This is a genomic window from Rufibacter aurantiacus (genome assembly GCF_017916345.1).
In the GTDB taxonomy this organism is placed as follows: Bacteria; Bacteroidota; Bacteroidia; order Cytophagales; family Hymenobacteraceae; genus Nibribacter; species Nibribacter roseolus.
Genome location: NZ_JAFMSV010000002.1, coordinates 934,047 through 949,609, shown reverse-complemented (window position 1 = coordinate 949,609; position 15,563 = coordinate 934,047). Strand labels below are relative to the sequence as shown.

9 protein-coding genes are annotated in these 15,563 nt (G+C 53.1%); 5 read left to right on the top strand and 4 right to left on the bottom strand.

The genetic code is table 11. The features are described from left to right. Positions 1 to 90: 90 nt before the first annotated feature. The 4 genes from J3P34_RS09195 (at position 91) to J3P34_RS09180 (ending at position 4,452) form a co-directional block, all read left to right on the top strand. Positions 91 to 858, top strand: a complete 768-nt coding sequence (locus tag J3P34_RS09195) for an adenine nucleotide alpha hydrolase (RefSeq protein ID WP_246853626.1) — start codon at positions 91 to 93, stop codon at positions 856 to 858. 162 nt (positions 859 to 1,020) lie between these two features. Next, the gene (locus J3P34_RS09190; RefSeq protein ID WP_210488064.1) at positions 1,021 to 2,406 is read left to right on the top strand and encodes a lysophospholipid acyltransferase family protein; all 1,386 of its coding nucleotides are present in this window, start codon (positions 1,021 to 1,023) and stop codon (positions 2,404 to 2,406) included. Between the two features lie 802 nt (positions 2,407 to 3,208). Then, complete coding sequence (locus J3P34_RS09185) at positions 3,209 to 3,937, top strand: SGNH/GDSL hydrolase family protein (protein ID WP_210488062.1); 729 nt, start codon at positions 3,209 to 3,211, stop codon at positions 3,935 to 3,937. Between the two features lie 98 nt (positions 3,938 to 4,035). Beyond that, positions 4,036 to 4,452, top strand: a complete 417-nt coding sequence (locus J3P34_RS09180; RefSeq protein ID WP_210488059.1) for a T9SS type A sorting domain-containing protein — start codon at positions 4,036 to 4,038, stop codon at positions 4,450 to 4,452. A 197-nt stretch (positions 4,453 to 4,649) separates the two neighbouring features. On the opposite strand, the gene J3P34_RS09175 is transcribed toward J3P34_RS09180, so the two are convergent. The 3 genes from J3P34_RS09175 to J3P34_RS09165 form a co-directional block, all read right to left on the bottom strand. Next, positions 4,650 to 5,651, bottom strand: coding sequence for a DUF6929 family protein (locus J3P34_RS09175; RefSeq protein ID WP_210488057.1), 1,002 nt, complete (start codon positions 5,649 to 5,651; stop codon positions 4,650 to 4,652). A 118-nt stretch (positions 5,652 to 5,769) separates the two neighbouring features. Further along, positions 5,770 to 6,663, bottom strand: coding sequence for a UV DNA damage repair endonuclease UvsE (gene uvsE, locus J3P34_RS09170; protein WP_210488055.1), 894 nt, complete (start codon positions 6,661 to 6,663; stop codon positions 5,770 to 5,772). A 684-nt stretch (positions 6,664 to 7,347) separates the two neighbouring features. Beyond that, on the bottom strand, positions 7,348 to 13,239 hold the full coding sequence (locus J3P34_RS09165; RefSeq protein WP_210488053.1) for a carboxypeptidase-like regulatory domain-containing protein: 5,892 nt from the start codon (positions 13,237 to 13,239) through the stop codon (positions 7,348 to 7,350). 225 nt (positions 13,240 to 13,464) lie between these two features. Here J3P34_RS09165 and sucD point away from each other — a divergent pair, with 225 nt between their 5' ends. After that, positions 13,465 to 14,355 carry a succinate--CoA ligase subunit alpha gene (sucD, locus tag J3P34_RS09160; RefSeq protein ID WP_210488050.1) on the top strand — a complete coding sequence of 297 codons (891 nt, stop codon included), beginning with the start codon at positions 13,465 to 13,467 and terminating at the stop codon, positions 14,353 to 14,355. 96 nt (positions 14,356 to 14,451) lie between these two features. Here sucD and J3P34_RS09155 read toward each other — a convergent pair whose 3' ends face one another. After that, positions 14,452 to 15,387, bottom strand: coding sequence for a hydrogen peroxide-inducible genes activator (locus tag J3P34_RS09155; RefSeq protein ID WP_210488048.1), 936 nt, complete (start codon positions 15,385 to 15,387; stop codon positions 14,452 to 14,454). Positions 15,388 to 15,563: the final 176 nt, after the last annotated feature.

The window sequence follows — 15,563 nt, the reverse complement described above, 5'->3', positions numbered from 1 at the left end:
AAAGAACGATGCAGTCTGCTCGTAGTCTATTGATTGCCAGCACCCTGTGTCAAGAGCCTTCCGTTTTGAACCCGATTTTAGCAAAATACCTTGAAAACGGCCCGTCAGAAGCAGTACCTTACGGGCATGAAACCCCTTGCCATCTTTAACTGGAGCGGCGGCAAAGACTCCGCCCTGGCTTTGCACCGGATACAGCAGGCGCAAACTTTTTCCCTGCATGCCCTCTTCACCACGGTAAGCCAGGCCCACGGACGCGTGACCATGCACGGCGTACGCGAGGAACTCATGCAGGCGCAGGCAGCCGCTCTGGGTTTACCATGGCAACCGCTTTACCTGTCCGAGGGTGTCAGCATGCCGCTCTACAACCAGGCCATGGCCCAGGCCTGGACCCAGTTCAAAACCGATGGCGTAACGCATGGCATCTTCGGGGATATTTACCTGGAGGATCTGCGGCAGTACCGGGAGGAGCAATTGGCGCAGGTGGGGGTTGAAGCAGCTTTTCCGTTGTGGGGCGAGCAGCCCACGGCTTTGCTGGAGGAGTTCTGGCGTGCGGGTTTCAAGGCCAAAGTAGTCTGCGTGAACGGCCTGCACCTGGATGCCTCCTTCGCCGGCCATGACCTGGATGAGGCTTTCGTGCGGGACCTGCCCGCCCACGTAGACCCCTGCGGCGAGAATGGTGAGTACCATTCCTTTGTCTATGACGGGCCCAATTTTCGCCAGCCGGTGCCGGTGCAGTTGGGTGAGGTAGTGTTCAGAAGCTACGCCCCCGCTGCCCAGACGCAGGAAGACGAGTGCTTCGCGGAGAAGCCGGCACCCTATGACACCGGCTTCTGGTTCTGTGACCTTCTGCCCGCCTGAAAGAAAGTTCTCAGGATAAACCTGCTGTAGGCATACTTCCCGTAAAACAGCCCGTAAACGCCCGAAGTACCGGAATCCATCGGCGCAGCTGAGCTATTTTAAGGCCCTTTTTCTGAAATAGATTTGAAAATGCGTAGCTTCCTTCCCTAATCCAGAGCCTCTATGCTGTACTTTCTGCTTAAGACCCTTTTCAGGATAGCGTTGCGCGTTTTCTTCAGGCGTTTCACGGTGAATAACCGGCACTTGCTGTTCGCTGATGGGCCTCTCATAGTCGTCTCCAACCACCCCAACACGCTCATGGACCCTATTGTGACGGCCTCACTCATGAAGCAGAATATCTACTTCCTGGCCAAGAGCAGTTTCTTTAAACCGGGCATCCAGGGGTGGCTTTTCCATAGACTGTTCATGATTCCGGTGTACCGCCGCGAGGACGTAGGCGACAGCGGCACCGCCCAGAACGATGCCACTTTTGCCAAATGCTACGAATTTCTGGGCAAAGGCGGCACGCTCATGGTTTTCCCCGAGGGGAATAGTTTCATGCAGCGCCGCCTGCGTCCGTTGAAGACTGGTACCGCCCGCATAGGTCTGGGTGCCGAGGCCCAGCACGATTTCAACCTGGGATTGCGCATTATTCCGGTAGGCGTGAACTACTCAGACCCGTCCCGTTTCCGCAGCGATGTGTTTGTGAACGTGGGCGAGCCCATCCACGTCAAAGATTTCCAGGCGGCTTACGCCGATGACCCCTTCAAAGCGTCGCACGCCCTCACCGATGAGATAAAGGCTCGCCTGGAGTCCCTGGTCATCCACACTGAAACCGACGAAGAAGACGCCCTTGCCCGCCAGGTGGAAGCCGTGTACCAGGACCAACTGGTAAAAGAACTGGACCTGGCCCCGTCTGAGCCCCAGGAGCGGTTCCTCATCACCAAAGGCATTCTGCAGAGCATTAAATACTTTGAGGCCCGCCAACCCGAACGCATCCATTACCTGCGCGCCGAACTGCAAAACTACCTTCAGCACCTGGAGAGCGTAGGCCTGGTACCCGATGCCTTCAAGCGCATTCCCAAGCGCCGGGAGGTGGCCTGGGGCACCGTGCAAACCATCCTTTACCTGTTCCTTGGGTTTCCTTTCTACCTTTTCGGGGTGGTGCACAACTACCTGCCATACCTCTTGCCCGCCAAAATTGCCCGCATGCTCACCAAAGACATTGAGTTCTACGCGCCCATCATGATGACCATTGGCATGTTCACCTTCCCCATCTTCTATGCACTGATTGGTTGGGCAGTGCATGCCTGGCTGGGGTTTTCGGGTTGGGCCTTGGTGGCGTATTTGGTGGCTTTGCCTGTGACCGGTTTCTTTGTGCTGCACTATTGGCACCGCATCCAGATAGCGCGCCGCAACTGGATTTTCTTCTCGTTGTTTTCCAGGCGTACAACCGTGCTGCACAGCCTGCTGGAGCAACGCACCCGCCTGATGACCGCCCTGGAGCAAGCCCGCCAAGAGTTTTTGGCGTCTTTTCCGGAGAATAATGCTGAAACAAAGAGTGCTTGAAATTTTCTATCCTGGTTCAAGTCTGTGACTTGGACCTATCATGGGCTGCAGTTTGCAAAACCCATCTTCCTGGTTCAAGTCTGCGACTTGGACCTATATTGGCTGAAGTTTGCAACTTCAGTGAGGCGTGAGCCTCAAACCCACTTTACGGAATTACTTCCTATGGCATTCCCTCTAACTTTTTGGCTGCAGCCGCGGCCTGCGGGCGTTTGTCACTTTTCTCCTTGATGAGAAAAGTAACCAAAAGAATCAAGAAGAAAAGAAACTCGCTGCCGCTCAGACAGTCTTTTCTTCATTCTCTGTGACACCCCGCTGCCGCTATTTATTGCATAGTGAACTTACGCCACTGCCACTTGAGTAGCCACTGCCTGGGCTCGTCGGAGGTTGGGTTACGCACGCGCCCAACCTCCGGCGACCTGCATGAGCCTGCCTTGGTTCTAGAGCCGCTGCAATGCCTGCATCGTCCTTGCGGACGGATTGGGATTGCTGCCGTTCTTATCTTTTTCTCACCGGTTTTTGAATGTAGAGACAAGGCATGCCTTGTCTCCAGCGGGTCCTCCGCAATAACCAGAAGCTACCGGGAATAACAGATACTACCGCAAAAGGCACCCACAAGAGCCGCCCCTACATTTGTCTTGCCTCTCACCTCCAAATGTCACTCGCCGTTGTTGGTGTTATCACCAATAACCATAACTGCGTATCCCGGCGTCCTATCCCAAGTTGAACAATCCAAAGAAGCAGGCTGTTGCGTAGATGAGGTAGGAGGCGGGTGGTTCTGCTTCTGGTAATCAATTCTACCGTTATGCATTTTCTCTCTAGGTTAGTGTTGTTTTTCGCGGGTATTCTGTTTTTGGCGGGCTGCTCGTCTTCAGATAAGGAGGAAGTTGAAAATACGCCAACTCCTAAAATCCCGAGTTCACCTTCTGCTTCCACCGCTTACTTGGCCTTGGGCGATTCTTATACCATCGGGCAGGGTGTGGCGGCTACGGAGCGGTGGCCGGTTTATTTGGCTAATATGCTGGGGGCGGAAGGGGTGAAGGTGGGCGAGCCGCGCATCATTGCGCAGACTGGTTGGACCACTGCCAATCTCCTGCAGCGCGTGAAGTCTGAGAAGTTTGACGGAGATTTCGGGTTAGTCTCGCTTATGATTGGGGTGAATAACCAATACCAGAACCGCAGCCTGGAGGAGTTCAGGATGCAGTTCAAAGAGTTGTTGGCGCTGAGTACCAAGCTGGCGCAAAATGACCCTAAAAATGTGCTGGTGCTTACCATCCCAGACTGGGGTGCCACGCCTTATGCTTCGGGCTGGGACCGGGCGTACATTACGGCGCAGATCAAAAAGTTCAATGACGTGATCAAAGCGGAGACGGTTGTAGCAGGTATTACCGTTATAGATATTTATGACATGACTTTGGCCGTGAAAGAATCGCCGCAACTACTGGCACCTGATGGATTGCACTATAGCGGATTGATGCACCAGCTATGGGCGCGACAGGCCTTGCCGGAGGCGAAGAAGAAACTCTTGGATTAAATTTTTTTGGGAGGCCTCATTTTTGGAACGGTATATGTAATACGGATTTTGCCGCCGCAGCGGCATAAAATGAACCTCACAATCTATCCCGTATGGAAATGAAATTTAACGCATTTGGTGCCCTGTTAGTGGCAGGGATTTTAATGTTGTCTAGTGCCTCGGCGCAAACCCCAAATAAACCTATTGCTTTGCAGAAAACCGCTCCGGTGGCCAAGGTTGCTGCTGGTAAAGAGGCACCTGTCCGTCGTGAGACTTTATCCGGCATAGACCTGTTTCCCCAGGACAAAAAGAACGATATTTTCATGCTTTCTTTCCAGCAGGAGATCCCCGAGGACGGTGTACTGGAGCTCACCAATTATGCGGGGAAAGTATTATACACCACCGTCATCCCTAAGGGAGACAATACCCTGGCACCTCCCATGAACATAGGCAAATTGAAAACCGGCACGTACCTGGTGGAAGTAAAAACTGGCAACACGGTGTACTGGAAAAAGCTTCGCGTTAGGCTGAGGTAATATCAAGAAATCAGAGGTATGTTGCCTTTTGATAGAGATAAGCCTACCATTCTTGATTCCCCACCTAAGAGGGGGTAGGAGAGGGTTCCTCCTGAAGCTATCCAGCTGAGGCGTACTTTCTCAAGCCTTTCTTCTGAATTTTGCCAATAAAAAGGCCTGCGGTATTTTCTCCGCAGGCCTTTTTATTTGTGCTGATTTTACCAGTTGAAGGTGAGCAACACCAATTCTGAGGAACCGTCGTCATTATCGGCCACGGCCACGGCTTCCAGGTGGTGGCGGTGTTCGTCTATAATACAGATAGATTCAATCTTGCTTTTAAGGATGCTGCCGTCTTTCTCTTTCACGGGGACCACGGTCTGCGGTACGGTGGCCTGGGCAGAACCCTTAGGGTGGGCTTTGAGCCAGCCTACCAGGCTACCATAGACTTCCCCGTCCAGCACGGCGTTGGGCGTTTCCTCGGCGGAGGCCGTGAACAAGAGCCTGCCACCCAATCCGGTCGCCAGACCCGAGAAGCCGGTTTTGATCTGGGCCAAATCGGGTAGGACCCAGGGCTGGATGGCAGATGGTTGGGGTGCCTCGCCTCTGCCGCGCAGGAAAGACGTGATAGACGACAGCGTGTAGGTGATGAGCACATTATGGCCGCCCGGCGCAAAACGCTGCAGCAGGTACAGGTATTCCTCATCGGCTGAGAGACCTTCAATGTTGAGGGCGGCATCGCCGGTGATGGCTTTGTTCTGGCGCAGCTGATCGTAGAGTTTTTCCAGGGGTACCTGTACCGGTTTACCCGCGCCCTGCCGGGTGATGGGGACTAGATAGCCGACATTACGCATGCTGGTAGCGCCCGAGCCTACAATGAACAGGTACGGCTGCCCTTCCAGCATCACTGAGGTAATGGCCTCCAGGTCTGGTTTCACGGGTTTGGGGATGCGGCCGCCCACCATTGATTTCGCCTCCAGCAAAGACACTTTCTGCACCACCTTAAACTGCTCATTGAGACAGAACAGGTACGGCGAATCATCCCCGATGACGTAGTATTGGTCGCCCGCGCGCTCAATGCCCGAGGCCGAGGGAACGCCCTCCAGCACCATTTTCTGGGTTATAACAGCGGCAGGTTGGGCTGAATCTGAGGATGACTGGCAGCCGGTGGAGAATACAGTCATGGAAAGAAAGAAGCAAAAGCAAAGTTGACGTACGAACATAATCATTTTGGGTCTACCCTAAATCTGATCCATGGACAATGACCTATTCCTCGGATGTATGGTGTACGAGGCAAACTTGTTTTTAGCCCGATTTTAGAAAATTGACGATAAAACAGCATCAGACCAGGGCCATTTCTTCCAGTACCTGCCGCGCCCGCAGGCAACTGGCTTCCTTGTCTTTGATCTCCAGCATGATGTCCACATCCAGCCCGTTGAGGTGGGTAAGAAACTCGCGGAACAGCTCGGTCTCAATGCTGGTAATGTGCTTGCCCTTGCGCTCTCCGGGGCTTTGGGAGCTGTAGTCCATCATGAGCACGCCATCCTGCTCTGGGTGCCAGGTGCCGGACGCCAGTTGCAGGGCTTCTTCCATGGGCTCGCCGTTGTTCAGGCACTCGTGGTGGAAATTATCGAAGAGGATGGGGATGCCCGTTTCAGCGTGCAGTTCCAGGCAATCCTGCAGACTGTAAAGTCGGTCATCGTTCTCCACCACCAGGCGCGCCTTCACGGCCTCGGGCAGTTGGTGATGGAAGGTCTGGATAAAGCGTTTGAGGGCCGCAGGTTTGTCGCCGTACACGCCACCCGCATGGATCTGCAGTTTGGCCGTGGAGTCCAGCCCCATCAAATCCATGACGCTGCCCTGGTACACCAGCTCCGCGATGCTGTTGCGCACAATGCGCTCATCTGGTGAATTGAGCACCACAAACTGGTCTGGGTGCATGGAGATGCGCATGTTGTGCTTTTTGATGTAGTCGCCCAGGCGCCGGAACGTCATCTGGAAATGCTGCTGCCAGTTGTAGGTGCAGATCTCGTGCGAGGCGAACGGCACCAGCCCCGAGCTCATCCGGAAGAACAAGAACCCATGCTCCAGGTTGTATTCCAGGATGCGGCGCAGACAGGCCAGGTTTTTCTCCACCATCTGCACCAGCCGCTCCTCATTGTAAGAAGCCAGCCTGAACGTGCCCGACGAACTGCAGTCCAATGATTCATTCACACAGGGATATCCGATCTTCATGGTTCACAAGGTTTGATGCTATAAACCCTTGCCCTAGGCATAAGTTTATGGATTAGTTAACGAAGGCCCGCCCGTTGTGTTCCGATGAAGTGCTGTGTTTGGAGAAATGAGGTTCTGGCTTTGGACAACGTCTGCTTGATTCAGGTGCGTGACATAGCGTTTTAAACCCTTTTTCATAGAATTAAGTCGGCAACGGATTAGGCTGGAGACTACCAACCCATGGTTCAAGTCTGTGACTTGGACCTATTATGCGGGCAGTTTGCAACTACCCTGAGGCGTTAGCCTCAAGCTGAATATTTAACTTTTTCCGCTGGCGCGAGCCTCCGGCTCGTGTCCGCACGCATACTGAATGGAAAGGCCTACCCTCTTTTGTCATCCTGAAAGGATCTTGTGAGCAAACAGTATTGGCGTTTCTCTAACGTTTTTATTGTTCGCCCCCAAGATCTTTCCAAGATGACAGCGGGGGTAATTGTAGGAATGAAGGGTAAAGTGCGGGATTCCTGATAGCCAAAACAAGCCTTTCAGGAATGCGTGCTGACACGAGCCGGAGGCTCGCGCCAGCGGGAGCTTAGGACAAGTCCTATAAAGGGGAATGGAATGGCATAAAACGTTTCGGGCCTGTTTTCTGCAAAACAGGCCCGAAAACGGGAGTGTATACACTCAGGACTCAAGACTCAGAACTCCTTACTTCACGTTCACCTCTTTTACGCCTTCCCGCCCGAAGAAAGTAGGGAAATACATGAGCTCTGCTTTGGCCGGGTTCAGGGTGTAGGTGCCTTTGTAGCGGGGCAGCAGCTGGATGGTGAACGTGTACTTCCCTCTGCTCAGGTGGTTGGAGAAGATAGATACTTTGTGGCGGAAGTACTCGCGGTGCGCCTCGTAGCGGCCCCAGCTGGATTTGGAGTCATAGGTGCAACCGGCTGGGATGGGCACTTCAATCATCACGTAAGAGGCATCGGCTTTCACTTCAATTTCCACTTCCATCTGCACCGGTTTACCCGCCGACAAAGTGGCTTTGGCCTGCTTGGTATCGGCGAAGGACGTGCGCACCACGAAGTCTTTGTCTACCCGCGCCGGTTGAGCGATCCACTCGTTCTGGTAGGCGGTGAGATACAGCGCCAGCGAACCTTGTTTCTTGATGGTAATCGGCTGCGTAGGCGTAAAGGTGGTGTCAACCGGGAATTTTTTCAACGTGGCATTCACCCCTCCAGAGAGGAAAAGCTGGTTCTCTGGTGTCTGGCCTTTCTCTTTGACCAAATCTGGCAGAAGCGTCTCTAGGATTCTCGCTGATTCATAGGTGTTGCGCCAGTAACCGGTGCGCCGCTCATTCAGCAGGAACGCCTGGATTCTGAGCAGATCGCGCTCGTGGTTGCCAGCCGCTTTCAGGATTTCGTAGGCCAGCAGCGTGTTGGAGATGTGATTGTCAAACAGGCTGTTTTTGTTTTCGCCCCAATGCAGACCGCCCAAGGTGGTGGCGCGCTGGTACTTCTGCAGGGTATCTAAGGGAGCCCTCAGGTTCAATCGCTGCCGAAGTCTGGTCAGGCGGAACTGGTCTTCCAGAGAGAGTTTGGGTTGTTTCTCTAGCTTGGTCACGTACGCCGGGAAGTCAACTTTGGCATCTAGTTTCTGTAGAATCTCCAGGGCCCTAATCTTGTCCTGCGCGTCTTTTCTTTCCACGTGGAAGGTGAGGTAGTCAATAAGCGGTTGTTTTTTGAAACTGGTGGTGTAGCCTTCCTGCTGGGCCATGACAAGGGCTTCGGTAACATGATGACTGATCCAGAGGTAGGCAGGGCCGTTTTCCCACCAGCTCCAGGTACCGTCTTCTTTCTGGGTTTTCTCCAGGTGCCGAATCAGGCGGCGTACCATTTTGCCGTGCTCAAAATCTTTGCCCAAAGCCGCCTGGATGCGTTTCTCCCACAACAAGCCTTTCAGCTTAGAGGCGGCCTGTTCATTGCACCAGTACTCATAGCGGTGGAGGGCCTTGATCTCGTCCAGCATGACTTGCAGCAGACTGCTTTGGGCGTAGAAGTGCACCGGTCCTTTGGCGGGATCAAACGAAAGGGTAAGCGTGGTGTCAATGGGCAGCGACAAGAAAACGCCTTTACGCTCCAGCACGCCTTTTTTGTACACGCCAATGTGCCGTCGCTCGCCGTCTGAGAAGCCGCTGCCTTCCCGCAAAGAGTACATCAGTTCCACGGAGTCTGGTGCTACGGCCGGAGCCTGAATCATGACGGTATCGGTGAACACGCGGCCCAGTTTCAGGGTTTGTTGCCGAAGCGCTTGTCCGTTGAATTCAAACCGGGTCTGTACACTGGCAGTATCTGGCAGGTAGTTCACGGCTTTGCTGATGATTTGCGTTTTATCGCCTTCAATCAGGAACCTCGGGCCGCTCAGGGTCGCCATCATGGCCTTGAACGACCGGATCTCGGTGCTGGCGGTGCCGCTGCGTTTGTTTCCGTCCATGGCCAGCACGTGTGTTTTCCAACTGGTGACATCACCGGGGAAGGTAACCGGGAACGTGACTTTGCCCTGCTTATCGGTGGCCAGGCGCGGTTGCCAGAAGGCATAATCAGAAAAGTAGCTGCGGATGGAGGCGGTGGCGTCTGCCTCGGCGCCAGCCAGTAGCGGTTGCTCGGCCTCGGCTTTGCCTTTCCTAGTAGTAATGATGATGACGCCGTTCGCTGCCGCGGCTCCGTAAATGGCGGCGGCCTCTGTGCCTTTCAGGGTGGTAGTGGAGGCAATGGCGTTCGCCCCCAAATCTCCTATATTTCCGCTGAACGGCAGACCATCCACAATGATGAGCGGTTGTGTGTTGCCCTGGATGGATGAATTCCCTCTGATGCGGATAGGACCATTGGATTCTGCTACCTGCACACCGGCTACCCGGCCTTGCAATGCACCTTGTATCCCGTAGCCGGTGACCACCACTTCATCTAATGCTCTAACATCGCCCATCATTTTGATGTCTATGCGGCGGCTGCCCCTTACCGGTACTTCCTGGTTTATATATCCAATGAAGGAGATCACGAGCACACCGTTTGAAGGGGCTTCAATGGAGAACCTGCCATTCACATCAGTAGCAGTAGCTGTGTTAGTTCCCTTTACCTGAACCGTTACTCCCGGCATGGATTCTCCAGTGGCCGCATCAAACACCTGGCCTTCTACCTCATTGGAGTATCTCCCCAAAGAACCACTGTAGATTACCGTAGGAGCTGAGTTAGCAGGTGCCGGTACAGACAATGGGGCGGTTGTGATTGCCCGGCGTTTGGCGGCTTCCACGCTGTTCTGCAAATACGCTTCCAGGGCTTTGGTCTCCGGGGTAGGAGCTTTTAGCTGAGAGTTGCTGAAGAGAAGGCGCAATTCCCCGTCGGGCCGAATGGTCACCAGGGTGCTGATTTGCCGATGGTCTGCAAACACCAGCACCAGTTTGTATTTTTTAGGAGCCAGTTGGTTCAGATGATTTACGCTGCCCCGGTACATGGTTACCTGTTCATTGGAGGCGTTGGGTTCATACAAAAAGACAAACCTGGGACCCTCCGCAAACGTGGAATCCAGTTGCCAGTGCAAACGGCCGCTACCAGCTTCGGTGCGGTACTCGGGTTTTTCCAGAATTCTAGATGACCAGAAAGCGTTTTGGGCTTCTTCCCACTGGTGTCGCAAGCTCTTTTCTGTATAAGCGATTTCTGCCAGCGAGCCAGACGAAAGGTGATAAGAATTACCTTTTGCCGAAAGGAACACTTTGTCTGGGAACGTCAGTTTTTCGCGCATTTTCAGCAAACCAGGTTCAAAACGATGGGTGTAATTGGCTTCGGGCGTAAAGCTGGTTTCAAAATTTCCCAGCGAATAAAACTGCACCACATTAGGTCTGAAAGGCCCGGTCAGCAGAATTTTATCCCATTGATTACTGCGGTTGAAAGTTCTTAGGCTGGGGTTATTGGGTAAGTACTGCACGGTTTTTCCTTGCTTAAGGAAAGTGAGACCGGTATGGAAGTTCTGCTCCACGGGCACCAAGTACTGAGACAAGGCGCCTTGTTCAGATTTGGAAAGATATCCGGCTTCGGCTTTTTCCAGTAAAGCGGGCATCTTGTTCTGGTCGATACTCAGGATTAGTTTCTGCCCTTGTTTCAGGTACACGCTGTCTAACTCAAGGAAGTGTTTGGCCGTGCGAAGTTTCAGGGAATGGTACCCGCTGTCGGCCGGGAAAGAATAAGGCGGCACCACATCTGTGCCGGAGAAGTACACCGGTACCTGGTCCAGGAAAATCACATGCACGGGCACCACCCGGCCGGAGTCTACCACAAAGGGAGCGAACTGGGTGGTGCTGTCTGGAGTAGCGGTGTAGTTGGAGTAAAGTCCGCTTTCTGGGTACAGCAACTGGTAATAGGCCAGGCTGTCCAGGCCCATGCTTTTCCGCCATTGAGTCCACTGCAAAAGATGCGAGCCCTGGCCCGGCGCATCTTTCCTGGAAAAGGTACGCCGGTCTTTCCTGCTTTGGAATTTCTGGTATTTGGGAAGCGAAGGCGGTGAATCGTTCCTGAACTTTGAGGTGAGGGCGTAGGCTGTTACATCCACGTTGGCCGCAGGTTTGCCCTTGGCGTTCTTCACTTCTAAGGTGAGATTGGTTTTCTGCCCCGGATACACCGTAGCCGGGGCCTGAACGGTGATGTTCAGTTCATTCTTCCGGAAGGGAGCATTGTATTCCTCGCTTTTCACCTCGCCGCCCCACAGGTACTGCACAGACATATAATACGGCTCCTGGTTGGTGGCTTTGCGGGTGTTTTGCCAAAAGGAAGCGGTATCCTGGCCCCGGTCAATTAATTGGTTGTTTTTGTAAACGAAGTACCAAAAAGGCAGGCGTCTGGGGTTCTGGATGGTGAGGAAAAGCGAGTCGCCGGTGCGCTCAGAATAGAACTGGAGGTTGGCCGGTTCGTCTCTCAGTTCAAGGGTGCTTTGCAGCTTTTCGGAGGTGATCTGGTACTTCCGGACATGGGCCTGCAAAGGAAGAAGGGCCGGCAATTGAATGACTTGCGTCTGCAGTTTCTTACCCTGGGCATCGGTTAAGACCAACGTGGCTGTTTTAGGAAGTGATTTCTCGCCCTGCAGGTAGGTGGCCTGCACACTGTCTTTGAGCAGGGCTAATTGTAGGTGGCCGTCTTCAAAAGAGTATCGGCCGCTGGCGCTTTTGGTGCTCCGTTCATTGCTGGAATTCAGGAAAACGGCTTGCACCTGGTACTCCACCTTCGCCTTCGGGAAGATGGTGGCTGGAAGCTGGATGGTGGTTTCGCCGGAGTTCTCCAATGGCTGCTTATGTACCCACAGCGTGTCTGGGATAAACTGCACCGGATCATTGGTCTGCCTGATCTGCCTGGTGAGCACGGTGATTTCCACCCGGGCATCGGTTAAGGTTAAGCCGTTGGCATCGGCTCCGCGCAGGATTACGCTGTTGGTGGTGCCGGCAAAATGCTCGGGTTTTTCCAGCCTGAGGGTGTAGGTGTTCTCCTTCAGTTCATAGTCTTCGTACTTGAACTGAGTATTTGTGATGCGGTCATCGTCCCATTTTTTCTCCCGTACCAGGGCCAGGTTTACATAGGTATCTAGCCTGAGTTGGAGGGAGTCATGGAGCACGAAAGAACCCTCGTAGGCACCCGGCCGGAATGGTTTCAGGTTGCCCACCTTCTTGGTTTTGCTGTTACCATAGAGCTCTGCCTTTAAATTCTTCTTGTAGGGTTTTCCGCTTGGTTTCACCAAAAACGCCTTGTACTGCACCGTGTCACCTGGGCGGTACATGGGTTTGTTAAGAACTAAGTAGCCCCGAGGCTGCTTCTTTTCATATCTGTCATAGTTGCGGTACGTGTCATCAAAAATGGCAAATACTCTACGCACCACACCTTTTGGGTCATGGTACCTTAAACTATACACGATATCTCTGAAAGGATTATAGACAACTTTCCAAGCCGGCCCCCAGACGTAGTAAATGGGTTTTGTGTAGACAATCTTTCTCCAGAGTGGGAGATTATACTGGGCTTTCTTTGAAGACTGCTCTACCGGCACATAAAACGTGTAGCCTTCATGCGTCACCGAGAGCAGTCCGCTTTTCTTAATGTTGGCCCGCCGGTAACTTTCCGAGGCAGCATCGAAGGGGATCTTTTTCCTGCCCAGTTCAACCCTGGCGTTAGTGATGAGGTTGCCCAAAGTATCATACAGCACGGCCGCCAGATCCACGTGGTTCTTCAGGAGCTGCAGTTGCAGATTGGTCTGGCTCTCCAGAGAATACATCAGATCAGGCCCTGAGGTGTAGGTGTACAGGTAATGTCCCTGCGGCAAACGCTTCTGATAGGCCAGGTTAGTGGGGAAGGAGTCTACCTTGCTATGAAAAAAGCTCTCCCGCGCAGTTTGTATGCCTTTCTCATACAGCTGTTTGGCTTCTGCGTCTGTGATTCGGTAGAGGTAGGTGTAGTAACTGGTGGTACGGCTAGTGGCCAGATTCTTTTGCGCCCATGTACTTTGACTGAGCAACAGACAGCAGGCAAAAAGCAAGAAGAGGAAACGAGTGCGGAAGCAGGGGAGCAGTGGCATGCAGGGCTGTTTTTTGTCTTAATATAGGAAAAAAACAGTATTGCGCTGCATGCCGAGGAAAGCACCTTGCCTTGTTTTGGGCCTGATTTTAATGAAACAGAGCTAAAACAGAGGGAGCCGCTGCTAAGCCTTAATGCAGATTCTTCGTTTGGATGGGTGGCAAAAAAGCCTAATTTTGCGTACAGTTTTAACCAGAGCGTACATCTTTCACATAATCCACTACACATGAGTGTTTTAGTAAATAAAGATTCCAAAGTGATTGTGCAGGGCTTCACCGGCTCAGAGGGTTCCTTCCACGCACAGCAAATGATTGAGTATGGTACCAATGTGGTAGGTGGCGTGACGCCCGGCAAAGGTGGTTCTACCCACTTAGATCGTCCGGTGTTCAACACCGTAGCCGAGGCCGTACAGAAAGCCGGTGCTAACGTGTCTATCATTTTCGTGCCACCAGCGTTTGCCGCTGATGCCATCATGGAAGCCGCCGATGCCGGCATTGAAGTGATTGTGGCTATCACCGAAGGAATTCCGGTGAAAGACATGGTTGCCGCTAAAAACTACATCAAGAACAAGGCGGTTACCTTAATCGGGCCAAACTGCCCTGGCGTGATCACGCCAGGCGAGGCGAAAGTTGGTATCATGCCAGGTTTCGTGTTCAAGCCAGGAAGAATCGGTATCGTGTCTAAGTCTGGTACGTTGACGTATGAGGCTGCTGACCAGATTGTGAAAGCTGGTTTGGGTATCTCTACCGCCATCGGTATCGGTGGTGACCCTATCATCGGAACGCCTACTAAAAACGCGGTTGAGCTGTTGATGGAAGACCCAGAGACTGATGCCATCGTGATGATCGGTGAGATCGGGGGTAACTACGAAGCCGTTGCCGCTGAGTACATCCGCGCTACGGGTAACAAAAAGCCAGTAGTTGGTTTCATCGCGGGACAGACTGCTCCAGCTGGACGCAGAATGGGTCACGCAGGTGCCATCATCGGCGGTGCCGATGACACGGCGGCCGCTAAAATGCGCATCATGCGTGAAAACGGCATCTTCGTGGTAGACTCTCCGGCTGAGATCGGCGAGACCATGGTGAAAGTCCTGAACGGCGAAGCGGTGAACGCGTAAGCCTGCTCCCTTTTAGATATAGAAAGAGGCGGTTCTGCAAAGAGCCGCCTCTTTTGTTTTAAGCCTGTTTTCTAAAAATCAGCCTCTAAACAGCTTTTACTTGATCTTTACCACTCTTACCGGATGTCGCTCCTTCAGCCCGTCTGGTACGTGGGCGAAAATCTCATCTCTCAACGCCTCAATCAGCTTCTTTTTCAGGAAACTGCGGTGCACCACCAAACTCACCTCGCGTAGTGGCTGTGGCTCCGCAAAGGGGCGGATCATGGCTTTCTTCTCGTCTGACATGTCTTGCACAGATAGCTCGGGCAGCAGGGTCATGCCGCTCTGGGTCTCTACAATACGTTTGAGAGTTTCTAGGGAGCCGCTTTCGTAATCCAAGTGCACGTTGCGGATGCCTTTGGCGCGGTTGCAAAGCTGCAGCACCTGGCTTCTAAAGCAATGGCCGTCGTTCAGGAGCCACAGTTCGGCGGGATCAATGGCCTCGGCGGTGATGGTCTCGTTTTTGGCCAGTGGGTGAGAAGGGTGCAGGTAACCTACAAACGCCTCGTAGAAAAGCGGCACCTCTACAATGGTTTTATCGTGCAGGGGCGTCACCAGTAAGCCTACATCCAGTAACTCCAACCGCAGATTCTCCACGATGCTGCTGGTGACCAGTTCCTGGATGGTGACGTGCACTTTAGGGTACTTCTGGATAAACGAGGTGATAAACAGCGGCACTAGGTACGGGGCCAGGGTAGGGATAACGCCAATCCGAAGTTCGCCCGTGATACCGTCGCGCTGCACTTTCACCAGCTCCTCAATCTTCTTGAACTCGGCCACGGCCACCCTTGCCTGGGCAATCACCTCTTTCCCCAGCTCCGTGGGGCGCACGGGCACCCGGCTGCGGTCAAACACTTGCACCCCTAATTCCTCCTCCAACTTCTGGATCTGCATGCTCAAGGTGGGCTGCGTCACAAAGCATTTCTCGGCGGCAGTGGCGAAGTGGCGGTACGTATCTACAGATAGCAGGTATTCCAGTTGGGTGAGGGTCATCTTAGTATTGAATGATTGAGAGGTTGAGTGATGGAGTGAATAAAGCTTCTGAATGAATTTTTGGTGTTTATTCCAGATAGCCTTTTGGGCCTGTTATCTTAAAAAGCGACTTAAAAGGCTTTTTCCGGAACTGAGACAAAGGTAATAGATAATGGCTATGATAGTATAAGTACTAT

What these genes read in the sequence shown, in the direction of transcription:
- J3P34_RS09190 (WP_210488064.1), top strand. Translation starts at nt 1,021, where the DNA reads ATGCTGTACTTTCTGCTTAAGACCCTTTTCAGGATAGCGTTGCGCGTT.
- J3P34_RS09185 (WP_210488062.1), top strand. Translation starts at nt 3,209, where the DNA reads ATGCATTTTCTCTCTAGGTTAGTGTTGTTTTTCGCGGGTATTCTGTTT.
- J3P34_RS09180 (WP_210488059.1), top strand. Translation starts at nt 4,036, where the DNA reads ATGAAATTTAACGCATTTGGTGCCCTGTTAGTGGCAGGGATTTTAATG.
- J3P34_RS09175 (WP_210488057.1), bottom strand. Translation starts at nt 5,651, where the DNA reads ATGTTCGTACGTCAACTTTGCTTTTGCTTCTTTCTTTCCATGACTGTA.
- uvsE (WP_210488055.1), bottom strand. Translation starts at nt 6,663, where the DNA reads ATGAAGATCGGATATCCCTGTGTGAATGAATCATTGGACTGCAGTTCG.
- J3P34_RS09165 (WP_210488053.1), bottom strand. Translation starts at nt 13,239, where the DNA reads ATGCCACTGCTCCCCTGCTTCCGCACTCGTTTCCTCTTCTTGCTTTTT.
- sucD (WP_210488050.1), top strand. Translation starts at nt 13,465, where the DNA reads ATGAGTGTTTTAGTAAATAAAGATTCCAAAGTGATTGTGCAGGGCTTC.
- J3P34_RS09155 (WP_210488048.1), bottom strand. Translation starts at nt 15,387, where the DNA reads ATGACCCTCACCCAACTGGAATACCTGCTATCTGTAGATACGTACCGC.